We start from the raw sequence: 19,565 nt of genomic DNA, 5'->3' as shown, positions 1-19,565 counted from the left end.
CGCCGATGGCGCGGGAGCCGCCCGTCGCAGCGGAGCCCGATGGAAAAGGCCTGGCGCGGCGAGCCGTAGCCGTACTGCCCGCGGGCCGGCGTCACCGCCGGCAAGGCCGACAACGACCTGCATTACCGGTGGCGTGGCGCAATCATAGGGATCCCGCACGCGCCCCTCAGCATCGTCTCATGGCCGCCAGGCTCTTCCCGCAGTGGCGGCCGCAGGCTGGCGCGCCAGCTCGATGAAGGCCCGCACGTAGTCGATGGCGGTGTCCGCCTCGCGCGCGCCCAGGAAGATCTGCTTGGCGATGCCGCGCGCACCCAGCCGCACGGGCACCACGTCCATCCGGGCGGCGTATTCCTCCACCAGCCACCGCGGCAGGGCGGCCACGCCGCGGCCGCTGGCCACCATCTGCAACATGATGTCGGTGGTCTCGATGGCCTTGTGGCGCCGGGGCGTGACGCCGGCCGGCAGGAGGAACTGGTTGTAGATGTCCAGGCGCTCGATGTCCACCGGGTAGCTGATGAGCACTTCCCCGGTCAGCTGCTGCGGCTTCACGTAGGCCGCCGAAGCCAGGGCGTGGCCCCCGGCCACGACCAGCACCTGCTCGTAGTCGAACACGGGCTCGAACTGCAGCCCGGGCTTGTACAGCGGATCGGGCGTGACCAGCAGGTCGATCTCGTAGCCGAAGAGGGCGCCGATCCCGCCGAACTGGAACTTCTGCTTGACGTCCACATCGACGTCGGGCCACGCGGTCAGGTAGGGCGAAACCACCTTGAGCAGCCATTGGTAGCACGGGTGGCATTCCATGCCGATCCGCAGCGCGCCGCGCTCGCCCTGCGCGAACTGGCCCAGCCGCTTCTCGGCCAGTTCCAGTTGCGGCAGCACGCGGTTGGCCACGGCCAGCAGGTACTGGCCCGCCTGCGTCAGGCGCAGGCTGCGGCCTTCGCGCAGCCAGACATCGGTGCCCAGTTGCTGCTCGAGCTTCTTCATGCTGTGGCTCAGGGCCGACTGGGTGAGGTTCAGCACGCCCGCGGCGGCCGTCAGCGAGCCTTGCTTCTCGACCTGCCGGACGATGCTGAGGTGGATGCGCTCCAGCATTTCAATGAGTCGTATTCATGAATGGTTGAAATAAAACCATTTTACTTCATTGATACCGCCCCATACCATCCGCCCGAACCATTGACACGAAGGAAAGAAATGACACGCCCACTTCGTCTGGCAGCGGTCTCCGGCGGGCTGCAATCTCCCTCCAGGACCGCCATCCTGGCAAAGCACCTGATGGACCTGATCGCCCATGCGCTGCCGTGCGAACGGCATCTGGTCGAACTGGGCCGGCTCGCGCCGCAGTTCGCGGGTGCAGTCCGCCGGTCCGAACTGCCCGATGCGGTGGAGCGGGAGCTCGCGGCCGTGGAGCAGGCCGATGCCCTGGTGGTGGCGACACCGGTGTACCGCGGCGCCTACAGCGGGCTGTTCAAGCACTTCTTCGATTTCATCCACCAGGACGCCCTGATCGACAAGCCGGTCCTGCTGGCCGCCACCGGCGGCAGCGAACGCCATGCGCTGGTGATCGACCACCAGCTGCGGCCGCTGTTCAGCTTCTTCCAGGCGCGCACGTTGCCGCTCGGCGTCTATGCGACCGACAAGGATGTCGTGGACTACCGGCTTCGCGACGAAGCCCTGATCGCGCGGGCCCGGCTGGCCGTCGAAAGGGCATTGCCGTTGCTGGAACTGGCGTGTTTCGCCAGGCCGCGTCCGGCCGAAGCACTGGCCGTGGCCTGAAGCACGGACCCGCCCATTCCCCAAGAACCCGGTTACTGGAACCGCGATGCACCAAGAACTCCATTTCACGCTCAAGAGCATCTGTTTCGATGAGGACTACCAGCCATCGGACAGCACGCGCATCACCACCAACTTCGCCAACCTGGCCCGGGGAGCGAACCGGCGGCGGAACCTGCGCAACACGCTGCGGATGATCGACAACCGCTTCAATGACCTCGCGCATTGGGACAACCCGGCGGGCGATCGCTACGCCGTCGCACTGGAGATCGTCTCCGTCGAAATGAACATCGACGCCACCGGCGGCAACGGTACCTTCCCGTTGATCGAGATCCTGAAAACCAGCATGTTCGACAGGCAGGCGAACCGGCGCATCGACGGCATCGCGGGGAACAATTTTTCCTCGTACGTCCGCGACTACGACTTCAGCGTCCTGCTGCCGGACTACAACGCCGGTCGCGCGGAATTCGGCACGCCGGACGACTTCGGGGACCTGCATGGAAAGCTGTTCAAGCAGTTCGTCCACTCGGACACCTACCGCGGGCAGTTCACGAAGCCGCCCGTCATCTGCATCAGCGTATCGACCAGCAGGACCTATCGGCGGACCGGCAACCGGCATCCCGTGCTGGGAGTGGAGTACCTGCAGGACGAGCTGTCCTCGACCGACCGGTACTTCGCCAAGATGGGGATGCAGGTCCGCTTCTTCATGCCGCCGGGCAGCGTGGCACCGCTGGCGTTCTACTTCCACGGAGACCTGCCGAACGACTACACGAACCTGGAGCTGATCGGCACCATCAGCACCATGGAGACATTCCAGAAGATCTACCGCCCGGAGATCTACAACGCCAATTCGGCCGCCGGGGCGATCTACCGACCGAGCCTGGAGCACCAGGACTACTCGCTGACGCAGATCGTCTATGACCGGGTCGAACGCAGCCAGTTGGCCGTCAAGCAGGGGAAGTTCGCGGAGGAGCACTTCATCAAGCCCTACAGGAACGTGCTGGACCGATGGGCGGCCGCCTGCCCGCTCTGAACGCAGCCCTGACCATTTCTCTTTACTTGAAAGGATTCCCCCGATGTTCCAAACCTCCATCGCCGGCAGCCTGCCCAAGCCCGCCTGGCTGGCCGAAACCCACAAGCTCTGGCCCCAGTGGAGGGCCGAGGGCGAGGCGCTGCGCCAGGCCAAGGCCGACGCGACCCTGCTGTGGATCAAGGCCCAGGAAGACGCGGGCCTGGACATCGTGTGCGACGGCGAGCAGTCGCGCCAGCATTTCGTGCACGGCTTCCTCGAGCAGGTCGAGGGCATCGACTTCGAACACAAGGTGAAGATGGGCATCCGCGACAACCGCTACGACGCGATGGTGCCGCAGGTCGTGTCTGCCCTGCGCCTGAAGGGCCGCGTGCATGCCTTCGAGGCGCAACTCGCGCGCGCCCACACGAAGAAGAAGCTGAAATTCACCCTGCCGGGCCCGATGACCATCGTCGATACCGTGGCGGACCGCTTCTACGGTGACAAGATGAAGATGGCCTTCGCGTTCGCGGAACTGCTCAACCAGGAAGCGCTCGCCCTGCAGGCCGACGGCGTGGACATCATCCAGTTCGACGAGCCCGCCTTCAATGTCTATATGAAAGACGCCGCCGACTGGGGCGTGCAGGCGCTCGAGCGCGCGGCGCAGGGCCTGACCTGCACGACGGCGGTGCACATCTGCTATGGCTACGGCATCCAGGCCAATACCGACTGGAAGAGCACCCTGGGCGACGAATGGCGCCAGTACGAGACGGTGTTCCCCGCGCTGGCCCGGAGCCGCATCGACCAGGTGAGCCTGGAATGCATCCACTCCCGCGTGCCGCCCGACCTGATGCAGCTGCTGGCCGGCAAGGACGTGATGGTCGGCGTGATCGACGTGGCCAGCGACGTGGTCGAGACCCCGGAGGAGGTGGCCGACACCATCGGCCGCGCGCTGCAGTTCGTGCCGAAGGAACGGCTGTTCCCCTGCACGAATTGCGGACTGGCACCGATGGGGCGCGACGTGGCGTGGCGCAAGCTGCAGGCGCTGGCGGAGGGCGCGAAGCTGGCGAAGGAGCGATTGGCCGCGGCGTGACCCGTGTTCGACGGGCTGTCCCGGCCGGACAGTCCGGGGCGGAAGAGGGGAGAAGGGCGAGGGAGGGGAGCCGCCCCGCTACGCCTCGTGGGACCGGGAAACGCCGGGCCAGGCCATGCGCCGCCGGGCCAGGGCATCCTCCAGGGCGTGCAAGAAGCGCTGCGCGGCCACGTCGAGTGGCCAGGGCTCCCAGGGAGTCCCGCCATGGCGGGCGGCCAGCGGATCCGTCGCGATGACGGGCGCATCGATGCGCAGGATGTCGCGCACTTCCGCTTGGGTCCAGCCCACGCAGTGCACGGCTTCGCTGGCGGCGGCCGCCAGGTCGGCCTGCTTGTGCAGCCTGTGGCCGTCCGCCGTCCAGGCCGGCAGCGCGTAGCGCTGCGCCACCGCCTGCATGAGGCGGTCGCCCACCGCGCGAAACGGCTCGCCCAGCACGGCCTTCAGCGGTGAGATGCAGTCGAACCCCAGAAAACCTTCCTCCGCGTCGTGCAGGATTTCCAGCAATTCCTCGTCCGGGCTCAGCGGACCCGGTGCGGCCGCGCGCCGCAATTCCAGCACGAGCAACGAGTGCTGCGCGACCGAGAGCGGCAGCGGCCAGGCCGACTCGCCGCCCCAGCGCGCCGTGCGGGACAGCCGTACTGCCAGGTCCATGTCCGTCCAGGCGCCGGGATCGGGATGGATCAGGTCTAGATGGGCGCCGGAGGGTAAGCGCATCCAGGCGCGGGGAAGGCTGGAAAGCATGGGTTGTGATGGGTCGCTGGATGGGAAGCCGGATCGTAGAGGCGGCCAGGATAGCCCATCGTGCGAACGTGATTTGACATAATATACATCGTATCTACTTAGGGAGCGTGGCCGGCACCGGTCGCTCCCGGGCTCCGGCCGCCGCTGTGACCGCCCCGTCACTACCTGCCGGAAGCCAGCAACCCCAGTTCCGAAAGATCCGTGAAGCCGCCGTCCCCGTTGTTGGCCGTGATGTCGAGCCGGTAATAGCGATAAGCGGCCGGCTGTGCGATCGGGTAGGTTTTCGCCTCATAGCGTTCGGCGAACGCCTGGCCGCGCCGCGTGTCCAGGGTCGTCCAGGTCGCTCCGTCGTTGGAGCCCTGGAAGTGCCAGTCCTTCGGATCGCGTTGGACCTTGTCGTTGGAACTGGTCACCACGTAGCGCTCCACGGCCTGCACGCGGCCGAGGTCGTACTGCAGCCAGCCGGTGGCGCCCGGATGGAACCATTGCGTGGCGGAGTTCCGGTCGAAGGCGCTCCTGGCGTTGGCGGCGTTGCCCGCGCTGTCCGACGCGGCTCCTCCGGTGGCGATGTTCGCCAGCGGGCGCGCCGGCGTGGCGCTGTCCGCCGGAGAGCTGGCGCTCGTGCCCGCGGAATTGGCCGCGGTGACGGTGTAGTGGTAGGTCACGCCATTGCTCACGGAGGTGTCCGTGTAGCTGCTGCCCACGACGCGCGGCGCGATGACCTCGTAGGGGCCGCTGCTGGAGGTCGCACGCCTGACCGCGTAGCTCGTGGCGCCGAAGGACGCCTGCCAGCGCAGCGGCACGGCGCCGTCGCCCGGCGAGGCGAGCAGCAGGGCCGGAGCTTCCGGAACGACCACCGGTGCGCCGCCGTCGCCTCCGGTGATCTGGACGTGATTGAACGTGGATCGGTTCAGCGTGCCATTGGCGCCCGAGGAAACGACCAGGCCCACGTAGATCGTCTCGGGCACCGGGGCCTCGATGCGGCCGACATCCGTCGCGGCCCAGTTGGTGCCGTCGGGAGACACGTAGCCGGTGATCATGTTGCCGATGCGCTCGAGCTTCACCCAGTAGGACGACGCCGGTCCGGGAAGGTCGTGGGCCTTGTTCGAGTAGTTCGTCCCGCCGTACACGGCGAGCTTCGTCATGTTCTGCTCGACCTGCTTCCTGTTGGTGACCGCCATCCAGGCACGCGGAGCGCCTGCCTCCAGGCTGGTGCGCATCATCACGCCCACCTTGGCGGCCTGGCCGGTGTTCTGAATCGACTCGACCTTCGCGATGATGGCGCTGTCGCCGGCGAGGGCCTTGTAGATGAAGTGACCGCTGTCGCTCGCGGCCCAGATGCCGGAACCCGCCCCCTGGACGGTCCACCGGCCGTTGGCATAGGTGGCCGTGCCGGGCGGATTGGCGCCACCGATATCCACGCTGCCGAAGCCGGACGTGACCGAGGCGGTGGCGGGAACGGGAAGTGCCGCCGCGGGCGCCGCCCTGGAGGTATCGACGTCCTTGAGGAACATGAAGCTGCTGCCGTCCACCGGCGTCCAGCGGCGCCTCTGCGCGATGAACGGCGCCTGCATGCCCTTGCGCAGCACGTAGGCGGCATGGATCAGCTCGAGCGCGATGTTGCCGCCATTGGCGCCGCGCCAGCCGTGTCCCGTGATGTCGGCGATGTAGTAGCGGTCCGTGGTGCCGAAAGGCAGGGCCGCCGTCGGGGCGAGCTCATTCACCCGCGCGAAATACTCACCCGCCGCGAGCAGGCGGCCATCGAGGTCGGAATAGACGTCGATGCCCTGCTTCCAGAGCGCCTCGGCGAGCATGGTGAGCGACAGGAGCTGGACATGGGCATGTCCCTGGTCCCGCAGGGAATCGCCGAGCATGCCGATGTCGTTGGAGTTTCTAAGCCCGATGTGCGCGAGCGTGCGGACCTGGCTGACGACCTTGTCCAGCGTTTCCGCGTCGTCGTTGAAAATCGCCATCAGCCCGAGGGAAACGAGGGCCAGCGCCCCCTTGTTGGCCGCCCCGAACTGGTTTTCCCCGTAGGGATTCGACGCCGGAATCAGGACGTCGCGGAAATATTTCTTCACCGCGGCGGTGTCGCCCTCCTTCCAGTTCGGCCACGTGCCGCGCAGGATCTCCGCCCCGCCCACGAACATATAGGCGTAGTCGCCCAGGTCGAGCATGGATTCGCGCCCCGAGAACTCGGTCTGGCGGGTGGCCCATGCCAGCAGTATCTCGCGCGCTTTCTGCGCATAGTCTTCGTTGCGGGTGAAGTGCCACATGCGCGACAGGTTCCAGATCGCGACCATGTCGTTGCGCCAGGCCCAGAGATTCTCGTTGGGGCCGCGGCTGACTTTCGCGAACGGGCCTGCCATGCGGTAGGTCAACTGGGCCTTGCCGTCTTTCGCCAGCAGGTCATAGGCGGATTTCCAGGGCTCCCGGCCTTGCTCGACGTACGACTTGAGCGTATCGAGATCCGCGCGGGTGAGCGGCGCGCCGGGGTGCACGAAAACGCGGGCCTGCGCGGCAGGGGCAGCGGCGGTGCTTTTCGACGCGACCTCCAGGGCGCCGGAAGAGCCGGCACTGGCGCTTTCCTGCCCACCGCCGCACCCCGTGAGCAAGGCCGAACACAGCAGCAGAAACGCAGTGGTAACTTGGGTTCCTTGAAACATGGGGCCCTTGTGAATGCGTGTGGATTTTCAGGTTTCCCAGCCATGCAAACTTCCATCGAGGTTTCCATGGATCGCGAGGGGGCATATTCTGGCATCGTTATTGGTGGAAATATCCGTTCGATCCCTTATGCACAGGGAACTTGATTCAAATTATCAAAACGATATTTCAATAAATTCCGGCAATAAAACGCTTCCCTCGCAAATCGATAGGAAAAAATCCGCCCTGCGCGCTGGGCCGGTACCACCGGGCCACCGCCGAGCGCCGGGCGCTCCTCGTGCCCTGGCTTCAGGCGCGGTCCGCCACCGGCCATTCCAGTTGCCGGCCGCTCTCGAACCGGCGCTCCCGGCCCGTGACCGGATCGGTGAAGGCGATCGCCCGCGCCAGCAACTGCAATGGCCGCGAGAAATCGCCCTCCGGCGGATCGTTCACCTCCGGATAGAAGGCGTCGCCCCGCAGCGGCAGGCCCAGGGCCGCCATGTGGACCCGCAGTTGGTGGCGCCGCCCCGTCACCGGGGACAGGCGGTAGCGGGCCCAGGCGCCGTCCACGTCCAGCACCTCCATGCGGGTGAGGCTGTTCGCCTCGCCCGGCACCTCGTGCATGCGGAAGAACTGCGGGCTTTCCTCGATCCGGCTGGCCCGCTCCCGGGGGAAGGCCACGTCCACCCGCCAGGGAGCGACAGCCTCGTAGGTTTTGTCCACCGCCCGGTCGCGGAACAGCGCCTGGTAGCGCCCCCGCGTGGCGCGCTGCACCGAAAACAGCACCAGTCCCGCCGTGTCGCGGTCGATCCGGTGCACGGGCGACAGCTCGTCCAGGCCCAGGCGGCGCTTGAGCCGCACCAGCAGCGTGTGCTGCAGGTAGCGCCCGGTGGGCACCACGGGGAGGAAGTGCGGCTTGTCGGCCACCACCAGGTGCTCGTCCTGGTAGAGCACCGCCTCCTCGAAGGGGATGACCGCCTCGCTCGCCAGCTCCCGGTAGTAATAGATGCGCAGGCCCGGAACGAAGGGGCGAACGGGGGTGACCGGGCTCGCGTGCTCGTCCATGACCTCGCCGCGCTCCATGCGCTGCAACCATTCCTCCCGCTCGACCACGGGCAGCCGCCCGGCCAGGAAGTCGATCAGCAGGCCGCCGCCCTGGCTGGGCGTGACCACGCAACTGGGGCTGACGCCCTCGCGCACCGGCAGAACGCGTGGATCGTGGGAGTTGTGCATGGGCGCGCATTCTAGGCAGGCCCCCGCCTTCCGCCATCGCCGTGTAGGACAGGGGCGCGTGGCACATGGGATGCCTGCCGTCGCAGGGGCGGCCCGGCGCACACTAGGATCGGACGCAGCTGTTGCCATCCCGATCCACGCTCCGTTGCCATCCATGCGCCCTTCCGCCCTGCTCCCCTCCCACCGTTTCCACGCGGCACGCCGGCAGCACGGGCGCGCCCTCAACTGGCTGCTGGGCCTGCTGGGCGCACTGGTCGTCCTGGCGCTGATCGCCCTCGTGATCCTGCTCACCTTCGACTGGAACCGCGCCCGCCCCTGGATCAACGAGCGCGTGAGCGCGGCGACCGGGCGGCATTTCGCGATCGAGGGCGATCTCTCGGCCCGCTGGCACTGGCCGCAGCCGGTGGACATGGAAACCGGCTGGCGGCGCTGGGTGCCCGGCCTCACCGTGCAGGCGGATCGCATGGTGCTGGGCAACCGTACGGATTTCGGGCGCTATGGCGCGGTGGGCATGGACGCGGACAATGCCGACGCCCGGGTGGTGGAACGCCGCGCTGCCGCGGCTTCTGCGGCTGCATCGGCCCCCGGGGTGCCTGCTTCGCCCTCGGCAGCGCCCGCATCGGTGCCAGCGTCGGCAGCCAGCGCTCCCGAGGCCGCCCGGGGCGCCGGGTCCGGGTCCGCGCCCCCTCCTCCCATGGCCACGGTGGGCAGTGCTACGGCGTCCCTCAAGCTGCTGCCGCTGCTGGTGCGGCATGTGTCCGTCGGTACGCTGTCCATCCAGGCACCCGACGTGGCGCTCGCGCGGCGTGCAGACGGCAGCAACAACTGGACCTTCGACCGCCCTGCTCCCGACGGCAGCGCCAGCCCTAACCCCTGGACGGTGAACGTGGCCCGGCTGGTGGTCAACGATGGCCGGCTGGCGATGGCGGACGCCCAGAAGGACCTGGCTTTCGTCGCGCACCTGGCGACCCAAAGCCAGCCCGGCCCCTACGGCGTGCGCTTCGATGTGCGCGGGCGCTATGCCAGGGCCCGCATCGAAGGCAGCGGCCAGGCGGGCAACGCACTGTCGCTGCGGCAGCAGGACGTGCAGTACCCCCTGCAGTTCAAGGCACGCGCCGGCACGGTGCGGGCCGAGGTGGAGGGCACGCTGGCCAACCCGCTGGCGCTCGCCGGCATGGACCTGCAGGTGCTGCTGCAGGCCGAGAGCATGGCCGACCTGTATCCGCTCACCGGCATCGTGCTGCCGAATACGCCCCCCTTCCGCACCAAGGGCCACCTGGTCGGCAGCCTGGAGCCGGGCCGCGCGGTGTGGGATTACCGGGACTTCACCGGCACGGTGGGCCAGAGCGACCTGCGCGGCCAGCTCACCTACACCTCCGGCCAGCCGCGCCCGCGCCTCACGGGCGAGATGGCGTCGCGGCAGTTGCGCCTGGCCGACCTGGGGCCGGTGGTCGGCGCGCCGTCCGGCGAGCGGCCGCAGGAGAAAGGCACGTCCAGGCGCGCGGGCAAGGTGCTGCCCGACGCCGCCTTCGCCACCGACCGCTGGAACGCCATGGACCTGGACCTGAAGTTCAAGGGCGAGCGCATCGTGCGCGACGAAAGCCTGCCCATCGAGAACCTGGACGTGCATGCCCGCATGGACAACGCGCAGCTCACGCTCTCGCCCCTGCGCTTCGGCGTGGCACAGGGCAAGATCGATTCCAACGTGGTGCTCGACGGCCGCGAGGCGCCGCTCAAGGCCCGGCTGCGCGGCAGCGTGGACGGACTGCGCCTGTCGGCCCTCTTCCCCAAGGTCGAGCTCATGGAAAAGAGCTTCGGCCGGCTCGACGGCGCCATGGCGGTGAACGGCACGGGCAATTCGATCGCGAAGATGCTGGGCACCAGCAACGGCGAGGCGCGCGTCTATATCCGCGACGGCCGTTTCAGCAAGCAGATGCTGGATCTGGCGGCGCTCAACGTGGGCAGCGTGGTCGTGGCCAAGCTCTTCGGCGAGAACAAGGAAGTGCAGCTGCGCTGCGCCGTGGCGGATTTCGGCATCAAGGACGGGATCGCGCAGACGCGCTCGGTGAAGCTCAACACCGAAGAGGCCGTGGTGGAGGCCATGGGCACGATCGACCTGGGCCGCGAGTACATGGACCTCTACATCAAGCCCGAGTCACTGAAATGGAAGTTTTTCTCGCTGCGCACGCCGCTCTACGTGCGCGGCCATTTCGCGGACCCGAAGGTCGGCGTGGAAGCCGGCCCGCTGCTGTTGCGCGCGGGCGCCGCTGTCGCCGCCGCGGCCGTGGCCCCGGTGGCGCTGGCCCTGGTGCCGGTCACCGTGCCGGCCGCGGAGGACGACGAGAACTGCGCCGCCCTGCTCTCCCATGCCGACCGCGACGTGCAGGCCGGCAAGGCGGGGGCAACGCCCAGGCCGGCGGCATCGGCTCCTGCCCGGCGCTGATCTAGTGGAAATCCCGGCTGCCCTCCAGCGCGGGGGCGAGCCGGCCGAGCAGCGGGGTCAGGTCCTTGCAGCGCTGCAGCACCAGGTGGCGCACCACGGCGGCGCCCGGGTCGGCGCCATCGGGGCGGTGGCACTGCCAGAGGCCCTCCACGGCCAGCAGGCGCGAGCGCAGCAGCGGATTGCGCCAGGTTTCGACGAGCGCGGGCCAGACGATGACGTTCACCGTGCCGGTCTCGTCCTCCAGCGTGACGAACATCGTGCCCTTGGCCGATCCCGGCCGCTGGCGCACGGTGACGATGCCGCAGGCGCGCACGCGCCGCCCGTGCGGCACGGCCTGCAGCGCCTGCGCGGCCTGGATGCGCCAGCCGGCCATGCGTTCGCGCAGCAGCGCCATGGGATGGCGGCGCAGCGTGAGGCCGGTCGCGGCATAGTCGAAGACGATCTCCTCGCCCTCGGGCGCCTCGGGCAGGGCCAGCGGGGCTTCATGCACCGGGGCCTCCTGCAGCAGCGCCGGCGCGCGCCGCTGCGCGGCCGCATCCCACATCTGCTGGCGCCGGTGCCCCGCCAGGGAGCGCAGCGCATCGGCCGCGGCCAGCGCCTGCAGGTCCTGCCGGTCCTGGCGCGCGCGCAAGGCCAGGTCCTGCACGCCGGCGAAGGGGCTTGCGGCCCGTGCGCGCATGAGCCTGGCGGCCGCCTCGGGCCCGTACCCGGCCACCAGGCGCAGGCCCAGCCGCACCGCGGGCTGCGCCTGCTGCAGGCCGGGCAACGGCACAGCGGGCCCTTCGAGGGTGCTGTCCCAGTCGCTGTGCGCGGCATCGGCGGGCAGCACGCGCAGCCCGTGGCGGCGGGCATCATGCACGAGCTGGGAGGGCGTGTAGAAACCCATGGGCTGCGAATTGAGGAGGGCCGCCAGGAAACAGGCGGGCTCGTGGCGCTTGAACCAGCTGCTTGCATAGGCCAGCAGCGCGAAGCTGTAGGCATGGCTTTCGGGAAAGCCGTATTCGCCGAAACCCAGCATCTGCTGGTAGATGCGCTGGGCGAAATCGTCGGAATACCCGTTATTGCGCATGCCCTCCATCAGCGCCTGCTCGAAGCGGTGCACGCCGCCGCGCCGCTTCCAGGCGGCCATGGAGCGGCGCAGGTCGTCGGCCATGCCGGGCGTGAAATCCGCCGCGATCATCGCGATCTGCATGACCTGCTCCTGGAAGATGGGCACGCCCAGCGTGCGCTCCAGTGCGGGCCCCAGTTTCTTGTGCTCCAGCACGAAACCGTCTCCCCGGGCCATCCTTTCCCTTGCCTGCAGGTACGGATGCACCATGCCCCCCTGGATCGGCCCGGGCCGCACGATGGCCACCTCCACCACGAGGTCGTACAGCTCGCGGGGTTTCAGGCGCGGCAGCATGCTCATCTGCGCGCGGCTCTCGATCTGGAAGACGCCCACGGTGTCGGCGGCGCAGATCATGTCGTAGGTGGCGGGATCCTCGCGCGGGATGTCCGCCAGCTCCCAAGCCTGGCCGCGCAGCGCGGCGCGCAGGTCGAGCGCGCGGCGCAGCGCGCTCAGCATCCCCAGGGCCAGCACGTCCACCTTCATGAGGTGCATGTCGTCCAGGTCGTCCTTGTCCCACTGGATGATGGAGCGCCCGTCCATGCTCGCGGGCTCCACGGGCACGAGGCGCGTGAGCTTGCCCTCGGTGAGCACGAAGCCGCCCACGTGCTGGCTCAGGTGGCGCGGGAAGCCGCGCAGTTCGTGGGCCAGTTCCAGCCACAGCGCGGCCGTGTGCGCCGCGATCGGGGCGCCCAGGCCGGCGGCGAGTTCCTGCAGGCGCTCGGCGGCGATGTCCTCGTCGAACCAGTGGTGGTCCTTGGCGAAGGCATCGACCACGGCCGGCGCCACGCCCAGGGCCTTGCCCACGTCGCGCAGCGCGCTGCGCGTGCGGTAGGTGATGACCACGGCCGCGATGGCCGCGCGCTCGCGGCCATACTTGCGGTAGATGTACTGGATGACCTCCTCGCGCCGGTCGTGCTCGAAGTCCACGTCGATATCAGGCGGCTCGTCGCGCTCCTTGCTGATGAAGCGCTCGAACAGCAATTGCGTCTTGGTCGGATCGACCGCCGTGATGCCGAGGCAGAAGCACACCGCCGAATTGGCCGCCGAGCCGCGCCCCTGGCAGAGGATGCCCCGCCGGCGCGCCTCCCGCACGATGTCGTGCACCGTGAGGAAGTACATCTCGTAGCGGCAATGGGCGATGAGTTCCAGCTCTTTCGCGATCTGCGCGCGCACCTCCGGGGGCACGCCCTGCGGATAGCGCTCCCGCGCACCGGCTTCCGTGTAGGCCGCCAATGCCTCGCCCGGCGTCATTCCATCGGGCACGTTCTCGCGCGGATAGCGATAACGGATCTCGTCGAGGCTGAAGGTGCAGCGCGCGGCCACCTCCAGCGTCGCCGCAAGCAGCGCGGGCGGGTAGATGCCCGCCAGGCGCATGCGCGGCCGCAGCCGGCGCTCGCCGTGGGCCTGCAGCGCGAAGCCGCATTCGGACACCGGGCGGCCCAGCCGCACGGCGGTGACCACGTCCTGCAGCGGCTTGCGCTGCAGCACATGCATGTGGACATCGCCGGCGGCCACCAGGGGCAGGTCCAGCGCCCGCCCCGCGCGCTCCAGCGCCTCGAGCCAGGCGGCATCGTCCGGCGCCGTGTGCAGCTCCACCGCCACCCAGGGGTGGATGCCTTGCGCGCGCAGCGGCGCGCAGGCTTGCGCCACCGCCAGCCCGACGCCGCGCGGCTCCAGCGCGGAGAGACGATCCCGGCGCGGGGCGACCAGCACCTCGCAGCCCCGCAGGCGGGCAAAGTCGCTGCCCGCATGGACACGGTATTCACCCTTGGGAGCGATGCGCCGCGCATCGCTGATGAATTCGCACAGGTTGCCCCAGCCGGTCTCGTCGCGCGCCAGGGCCACGAGCCGCACGTCACCGCAGGCGAACTCGCTGCCCACGATGAGCTTCAGGCCGCACCGGCGGGCCGCCGTGTGCGCGCGCACCACGCCGGCCACGGAGCATTCGTCCGTCAAAGCCAGCGCCGCATAGCCGAGCTCGGCCGCGCGCTCCACGAGTTCGATGGGGTGCGAGGCCCCCCGCTGGAAGCTGAAATTGCTCAGGCAGTGCAGTTCGGCATAGCCGGGCAGGCCGGATGCCGCGGCGGCGCCCTCCGCAGGTTCTGGAAGCGGCTCCGCACTCATGCATACACCCCGTGCCAGAACCATTGCAGGTGCCCGCTCGCGCCGTCCCCCTGCCATTGCCGGTAGATCCAGACCGTACCCACGGCGGCGTTCGACGCCACGAAATAATCCCGCCGCTCCATGCCGCCATCCCACCAGCCGCCTTCGAACCGGTGGGGCCCGGCCAGCAGGCGCAGCGGCCCCTGCAGGCAGGGGCGGTCGCCCTGCAGGGCCAGGGGCCGGGGCGGATGCACCAGCCAGCCCGGCCAGAAGGCGGCGTCGGCGGAGGTGCCCGCGGCCTCGCAGGGCGCGGCGGCGGGGCCTGCACCCTGGCGGCGATCCGCCGGCTGACCCCGCGGGCGCCGCGGCAGGTTCCGCGCGGCGGCTTCCCACCGCTGCATGCGCTCGGGCCGGTGGTCGGCCTGCAGCACGGGCACGCGCACCTGCCCGGCCCCCCAGCGGGCGGACATCCGCTCCACCCACTGGTGCCAGCCCTCGCCCTCCCCGCCTTCTTCGGTGCCCGGCGGCAGCAGGCTCTCGCTGGCCTGCGGCAAGGCCGCCGTATCGGCAGCGCGCAGCACGAGTCGGTTCACCGGCGCCGCCAGGGGCCGGCGCGCCAGGTGTTCGGCCAGCAGGCGGCGCAGGTGGGCGAGGTCCTGCGTCGCCTCGGCCGTGCGCACCGCCAGATGGTCGCCCGGCGGAAGATCCTGGCCGTCGAGCCGGCGCAGGTCGTGGCGCCACGACAGTTCCAGCGCGAGCACGCCCCGGTGGCGCGCCTGCAGCCAGTCGCGCAGCGCACCCAGCAGGCGGTTCGCGGTCCAGAGCAGTTGTTCGGCCGACGTGGCCGGCGCGGGCAGTTCGGCCGGCAGCTCGAAGTGCTCGGGCAGTTCCAGCCACGGCAGAAGATGGGGCACGTCGCCCCAGGCCTGGTCCAGCGCCCGCAGCGGCTCGGCGCCGAACCGCCGGGCCGCGCCGTCGCGCGGCAGCGCGCGCACGGCGCCCCAGGTGCGGCAGCCCATGCGCTCCAGGCTGGCGGCATGCGGCCGCAGGGCGGTGAGCGTGGCAAGCGGCAGGCCGTGCGGCATGCGGCGCGGCAGCGGCCGGCCCGCAGCCTGCAGCCGCAACAAAGCCAGGGCCTGCAGGGCCGTGGGGGCCTGGGCCATGGGGGCCTCATCCGCACAAGGAGGTTCTTCGCCCGGGGCCGGGCCTCCGTCGGCCGGTGCTCCACGCGGAGCCGAAGGTGGAGAGGCTCCATGTCCCTGCCGCAGCACGGTCAGCAGAAGGTCGCGGCCGCCCCAGAGCCGCTCGGTGCAGGACACCTCCAGCAGCACGGCTTCGTCCAGCAGCGCCACGCGCGGCGTGAAGCGCAGCGCCCACCAGCCGGCCGCCGCCGCGGGCATGCCCGGCGGCAGCTCATCCTGCCGCGACGGCAGTGCGATCCAGTGCATGGCCGGCCTCCGGTTGCTCTCCGCGCACCCGCAGGCGCGATGGCGCGTTGCGCGCCGCCATCCCTTCCCGCCAGGCGGACAGATGCCGCCGCTTCGCCGCGCTCGCGGCCGCCAGGGCCGTGGCGAGGGCGGTGCCGTGGGCGGGGACGTCCATCGGCGACAGCAGCGGCGCGCCGCGGCGCTTGAGCACGTGCACCTGCAAGGCGCCCTCGCCCTCCCCCGGCCGCACCCAGAGCCGCAGCGGAGCGGGCGATGCCTGCTGCCGCCGGGACTCGGGACGGAAAACCCACAGCAGCGGGCCGTGCTGCGCAGCCGCCAGCTGCAGGCGCCTCAGCATGTCGGGGCGTGCGGCCGGCAGCCAGGCCAGCACGGCCAGCACATCCCGGCAGCGCAGCGCCTGCTCGCAGGCCCAGGCGGCCGCGGCATCGCGGCCATCCGCGGGCGGCGCCACCCAGCACAGGCGCGCCGCCGGCAGGCCCGCCGCATGCAGCACGGGCACGAAAGGCTCGAGCGGCGGGGCCACCAGCACCACCTGCCCCGGGCGCGCCGCCGCACCGGCCAGCGCCGGCAGCAGCAGCGGCCATTCGGACCGGCCCTGGCCCGCCAGCAGCACTTCCGACATCGCGCCCCGCGGCCAGCCGCCGCCGGGCAGTTGCGCATCGAGTGCCGGATGGCCCGAAGGCTGCACGCGTGCTCCTGCGGCCTTATCGACGGGACGCAGGGAATCGCCCCGCCACACGCCCGGCACGTCCACCCATGCCGGGCCCGCCCCAGGGCGGGAATGGGCCTGCGAAGCCGGCGGGACAATGGGAAGAGGTACGGCCATGGCGTCTTGCTGAATACTGTTCAAATATACAGCATTTATTCCGCTGCACCTGTCGGCCGTGATCGGTGCCGTTGTCCATGCCCGCCCCGAGATACGGCGCCATGGCGGCCCCCCCGCGGGCGCAAAAAAAGCCTGCGGGCGCACAGCCGGCAGGCTTTTCCAGGGTACCGGCCGCGCGCCGGCAAGGGGCGGGGCCACCCGCCCCGGGGCATCAGCCCTGGGACTTCTGGTAATTGGCGACGCCGTCGGTGATTTCCTTGTGGGCGGCATCGACGCCTTCCCAGCCCAGCACCTTGACCCACTTGCCCTCTTCCAGGTCCTTGTAGTGCTCGAAGAAATGGCTGATGGCCTTCAGGCGCACGGGGTTCACGTCGTCCACCGTCTTCCAGCCTTCGTACATCTTGAGGATCTTGGTGGTGGGCACGGCCAGCACCTTGCCGTCCACGCCGGCTTCGTCTTCCATCTTCAGGATGCCGAGCGCGCGGCAGGGCACGACCACGCCGGGGTGCAGCGGGTACGGCGTGATCACCAGCACGTCCACCGGGTCGCCGTCGCCGGACAGCGTCTGGGGCACATAGCCGTAGTTGCAGGGGTAGTACATGGCCGTGGTCAGGAAGCGGTCCACGAAGACCGCGCCGGATTCCTTGTCCACTTCGTACTTGATCGGGTCGGATTCCGCGGGAATCTCGATGACCACGTTGAAGTTTTCGGGAAGCTTCTTGCCAGGGGTGACGTTGTTGAGGGACATGGTTGGGATGGTGATGGAATGCAGGGGCGCATTCTAGAGCGGCGGATGCGCGCCTCCCGGTCCGCGCGTGGCGCATCGCTTGCGGCGGCGCGCCTGCAGGCGTACATTGCGGGCGTTGGCCAATCGTCTCCACCCGCCCTCGCGGGCCGATGGGCACGAGGAAGCAACGCAGCGGAAACACCCGCGATGCGTTGCGTGTTTCCTTTTCGTGCACCCCTTTGACAGGAGACGACGAGCATGGCTGCATCCCCCCTCTTCCCCCCCGCACTCTGGCTGGCGTTCCTCTGCGGCGCGGCCGCCGTGGCCTACGGACTCTGGGCGCGCCGCTGGATCCTGGCCCAGGACGCCGGCAGCGAGCGCATGCAGGCCATCGCCGCCGCGATCCAGGCCGGCGCGGCCGCCTACCTCACTCGGCAGTACCGCACCATCGCCGTGGCGGGGGCCGTACTGGCGGTGCTCATCGGCTTCTTCCTGGACCTGCGCACGGCCGCCGGCTTCGCGCTGGGCGCGGCGCTATCGGGCGCCTGCGGCTTCATCGGCATGAACATCTCGGTGCGCGCCAACGTGCGCACCGCGCAGGCGGCGGCACGGGGCATCGGCCCGGCGCTGCAGGTGGCGTTCCGCGGCGGCGCGATCACGGGCATGCTGGTGGTGGGCCTCGGGCTGCTGGGCGTGGCCGGCTTCGGCGCCTTCCTGCTGCATGCGGGACCGGCGGCGCCGGGGTCCGGTGCGGGCATGGCGGCGCAGTTGCATCCGCTCATCGGATTCGCCTTCGGCGCATCGCTGATTTCCATCTTCGCACGGCTGGGCGGCGGCATCTTCACCAAGGGCGCGGACGTGGGGGCGGACCTGGTGGGCAAGGTGGAGGCCGGCATCCCCGAGGACGACCCGCGCAACCCGGCCGTGATCGCCGACAACGTGGGCGACAACGTCGGCGACTGCGCCGGCATGGCGGCCGACCTGTTCGAGACCTACGCGGTGACCCTGATCGCCGCCATGGTGCTGGGCACGCTGCTCGGCATCCCGCCCGCACTGGCCGTGGCCTACCCGCTGGCGCTGGGCGGCGTGTCGATCCTGGCCTCGATCGCGGGCTGCACCTTCGTCAAGGCGTCGCCGGGCATGACCAACGTGATGCCTGCGCTCTACCGGGGCCTGGCCGTGGCCGGCGGGCTGTCGCTGGCGGCTTTCGCGCTGGTCACGTTCTGGCTGTTCCCCGATGCCGCGCTCTTTCCGCAGGCCACCGCCGGGCGGCTCTTCGGCGCCTGCGCCACGGGCCTGGCGCTCACCGCCGCGCTGGTCTGGATCACCGAGTACTACACGGGCACGCAGTACGCACCCGTGCGCCACATCGCGCAGGCCTCCACCACCGGGCACGGCACGAACATCATCGCGGGGCTGGGCGTGTCGATGCGCTCCACCGCCTGGCCGGTGGTGTTCGTGTGCATGGCGATCCTGGTCTCCTACACCCTCGCGGGCATCTACGGCGTGGCGGTGGCCGCGACGGCGATGCTCAGCATGGCCGGCATCGTGGTCGCGCTGGACGCCTACGGCCCCATCACCGACAACGCAGGAGGCATCGCGGAGATGGCAGAACTGCCGGCCAGCGTGCGCGCCGTGACCGATCCGCTCGACGCCGTGGGCAACACCACCAAGGCCGTCACCAAGGGCTACGCCATCGGCTCGGCCGGCCTGGCCGCGCTGGTGCTGTTCGCCGACTACACGCACCAGCTCGGCGTGCAGGGGCAGGCGCTGCGCTTCGACCTGTCGGATCCGCTGGTGATCGTGGGCCTGTTCATCGGCGGCCTGGTGCCCTACCTGTTCGGCGCCATGGCCATGGAGGCCGTGGGCCGCGCGGCGGGCGCCGTGGTGGTGGAAGTGCGGCGGCAGTTCTCCACCATCGTCGGCATCATGGAAGGCCGCGCCCAGCCCGAGTACGGCCGCGCGGTGGACATGCTCACGGCAGCCGCGATCCGCGAAATGGTGGTGCCCAGCCTGCTGCCGGTGGCCGTGCCCATCGCGGTGGGCCTGCTGCTCGGGCCGCGCGCACTGGGCGGCCTGCTCATGGGCACCATCGTCACCGGACTGTTCGTGGCCACCAGCATGTGCACCGGCGGCGGCGCCTGGGACAACGCCAAGAAGTACATCGAGGACGGCCACCACGGCGGCAAGGGCAGCGAGGCGCACAAGGCCGCCGTCACCGGCGATACCGTGGGCGACCCCTACAAGGACACGGCCGGGCCGGCCGTGAACCCGCTCATCAAGATCATCAACATCGTGGCGCTGCTCATCGTGCCGCTGGTGGCACGGCTGCACGGCTGAGGCTGAGCCGACGGCCCTGCGCCGCGCGACCATAGCTGCCGGCCCTGGGAGCCCGGAGACCATGGGGATGGGCCGCCCGCA

At 69.9% G+C, this 19,565-nt stretch carries 13 protein-coding genes; 5 read left to right on the top strand and 8 right to left on the bottom strand.

Annotated elements, in window-relative coordinates; all coding sequences use genetic code 11:
• Window positions 1–177 precede the first annotated feature (177 nt).
• Complete coding sequence (locus tag BLR99_RS12815) at window positions 178–1,092, bottom strand: LysR family transcriptional regulator (protein WP_017438128.1); 915 nt, start codon at window positions 1,090–1,092, stop codon at window positions 178–180.
• Window positions 1,093–1,191: 99 nt separating this feature from the next.
• Here BLR99_RS12815 and msuE point away from each other — a divergent pair, with 99 nt between their 5' ends.
• From msuE to BLR99_RS12800, 3 genes are read left to right on the top strand one after another with little or no spacing between them, the layout of a single operon-like run.
• A complete protein-coding gene (msuE, locus tag BLR99_RS12810) occupies window positions 1,192–1,773 on the top strand; it encodes an FMN reductase (RefSeq protein WP_011795870.1) in 582 nt (193 codons plus the stop codon).
• Between the two features lie 46 nt (window positions 1,774–1,819).
• Window positions 1,820–2,803: a DUF1852 domain-containing protein gene (locus BLR99_RS12805; protein ID WP_011795869.1), complete on the top strand. Its 984-nt coding sequence runs from the start codon at window positions 1,820–1,822 to the stop codon at window positions 2,801–2,803.
• 43 nt (window positions 2,804–2,846) lie between these two features.
• Window positions 2,847–3,872: a methionine synthase gene (locus BLR99_RS12800; RefSeq protein ID WP_011795868.1), complete on the top strand. Its 1,026-nt coding sequence runs from the start codon at window positions 2,847–2,849 to the stop codon at window positions 3,870–3,872.
• A 78-nt stretch (window positions 3,873–3,950) separates the two neighbouring features.
• Here BLR99_RS12800 and BLR99_RS12795 read toward each other — a convergent pair whose 3' ends face one another.
• The 3 genes from BLR99_RS12795 to BLR99_RS12785 form a co-directional block, all read right to left on the bottom strand.
• Window positions 3,951–4,613, bottom strand: a complete 663-nt coding sequence (locus BLR99_RS12795; protein WP_011795867.1) for a phosphohydrolase — start codon at window positions 4,611–4,613, stop codon at window positions 3,951–3,953.
• Between the two features lie 161 nt (window positions 4,614–4,774).
• Window positions 4,775–7,279, bottom strand: a complete 2,505-nt coding sequence (locus BLR99_RS12790; protein ID WP_011795770.1) for a discoidin domain-containing protein — start codon at window positions 7,277–7,279, stop codon at window positions 4,775–4,777.
• A gap of 286 nt (window positions 7,280–7,565) precedes the next feature.
• The gene (locus BLR99_RS12785; RefSeq protein WP_011795769.1) at window positions 7,566–8,489 is read right to left on the bottom strand and encodes a pseudouridine synthase; all 924 of its coding nucleotides are present in this window, start codon (window positions 8,487–8,489) and stop codon (window positions 7,566–7,568) included.
• Between the two features lie 154 nt (window positions 8,490–8,643).
• Here BLR99_RS12785 and BLR99_RS12780 point away from each other — a divergent pair, with 154 nt between their 5' ends.
• A complete protein-coding gene (locus BLR99_RS12780) occupies window positions 8,644–10,932 on the top strand; it encodes an AsmA family protein (RefSeq protein WP_011795768.1) in 2,289 nt (762 codons plus the stop codon).
• 1 nt (window position 10,933) lies between these two features.
• Here the strand turns inward: BLR99_RS12780 and BLR99_RS12775 are convergent, their stop codons facing one another.
• The 4 genes from BLR99_RS12775 to ppa form a co-directional block, all read right to left on the bottom strand.
• Window positions 10,934–14,164 carry an error-prone DNA polymerase gene (locus BLR99_RS12775; RefSeq protein WP_011795767.1) on the bottom strand — a complete coding sequence of 1,077 codons (3,231 nt, stop codon included), beginning with the start codon at window positions 14,162–14,164 and terminating at the stop codon, window positions 10,934–10,936.
• Entirely contained in the window at window positions 14,161–15,591 is a 1,431-nt protein-coding gene (locus tag BLR99_RS12770) for a DNA polymerase Y subunit UmuC family protein (protein ID WP_041827440.1), read from the bottom strand. Before BLR99_RS12770 ends, BLR99_RS12775 begins: the two co-directional genes overlap by 4 nt.
• Entirely contained in the window at window positions 15,557–16,417 is an 861-nt protein-coding gene (gene imuA / locus BLR99_RS12765) for a translesion DNA synthesis-associated protein ImuA (RefSeq protein WP_011795765.1), read from the bottom strand. The genes BLR99_RS12770 and imuA overlap by 35 nt, the downstream gene beginning before the upstream one ends.
• A gap of 211 nt (window positions 16,418–16,628) precedes the next feature.
• Window positions 16,629–17,165 carry an inorganic diphosphatase gene (ppa, locus tag BLR99_RS12760; RefSeq protein WP_011795764.1) on the bottom strand — a complete coding sequence of 179 codons (537 nt, stop codon included), beginning with the start codon at window positions 17,163–17,165 and terminating at the stop codon, window positions 16,629–16,631.
• Between the two features lie 237 nt (window positions 17,166–17,402).
• Between ppa and BLR99_RS12755 the strand changes: the two genes are divergently transcribed.
• Entirely contained in the window at window positions 17,403–19,484 is a 2,082-nt protein-coding gene (locus BLR99_RS12755) for a sodium-translocating pyrophosphatase (RefSeq protein WP_011795763.1), read from the top strand.
• Window positions 19,485–19,565 lie beyond the last annotated feature (81 nt).

This window comes from Paracidovorax citrulli (assembly GCF_900100305.1).
GTDB classification, from domain to species: domain Bacteria; phylum Pseudomonadota; class Gammaproteobacteria; order Burkholderiales; family Burkholderiaceae_C; genus Paracidovorax; species Paracidovorax citrulli.
Note: the sequence above shows the minus strand (reverse complement) of the source record. Positions and strands in the feature narration are given on the sequence as shown.

Bases quoted from the DNA above. Each gene is read 5' to 3' on its own strand.
- msuE (WP_011795870.1), top strand. From the start codon at position 1,192: ATGACACGCCCACTTCGTCTGGCAGCGGTCTCCGGCGGGCTGCAATCT.
- imuA (WP_011795765.1), bottom strand. From the start codon at position 16,417: ATGGCCGTACCTCTTCCCATTGTCCCGCCGGCTTCGCAGGCCCATTCC.
- ppa (WP_011795764.1), bottom strand. From the start codon at position 17,165: ATGTCCCTCAACAACGTCACCCCTGGCAAGAAGCTTCCCGAAAACTTC.
- BLR99_RS12780 (WP_011795768.1), top strand. From the start codon at position 8,644: ATGCGCCCTTCCGCCCTGCTCCCCTCCCACCGTTTCCACGCGGCACGC.
- BLR99_RS12755 (WP_011795763.1), top strand. From the start codon at position 17,403: ATGGCTGCATCCCCCCTCTTCCCCCCCGCACTCTGGCTGGCGTTCCTC.
- BLR99_RS12770 (WP_041827440.1), bottom strand. From the start codon at position 15,591: ATGCACTGGATCGCACTGCCGTCGCGGCAGGATGAGCTGCCGCCGGGC.
- BLR99_RS12795 (WP_011795867.1), bottom strand. From the start codon at position 4,613: ATGCTTTCCAGCCTTCCCCGCGCCTGGATGCGCTTACCCTCCGGCGCC.
- BLR99_RS12805 (WP_011795869.1), top strand. From the start codon at position 1,820: ATGCACCAAGAACTCCATTTCACGCTCAAGAGCATCTGTTTCGATGAG.
- BLR99_RS12800 (WP_011795868.1), top strand. From the start codon at position 2,847: ATGTTCCAAACCTCCATCGCCGGCAGCCTGCCCAAGCCCGCCTGGCTG.
- BLR99_RS12785 (WP_011795769.1), bottom strand. From the start codon at position 8,489: ATGCACAACTCCCACGATCCACGCGTTCTGCCGGTGCGCGAGGGCGTC.
- BLR99_RS12775 (WP_011795767.1), bottom strand. From the start codon at position 14,164: ATGAGTGCGGAGCCGCTTCCAGAACCTGCGGAGGGCGCCGCCGCGGCA.
- BLR99_RS12790 (WP_011795770.1), bottom strand. From the start codon at position 7,279: ATGTTTCAAGGAACCCAAGTTACCACTGCGTTTCTGCTGCTGTGTTCG.
- BLR99_RS12815 (WP_017438128.1), bottom strand. From the start codon at position 1,092: ATGCTGGAGCGCATCCACCTCAGCATCGTCCGGCAGGTCGAGAAGCAA.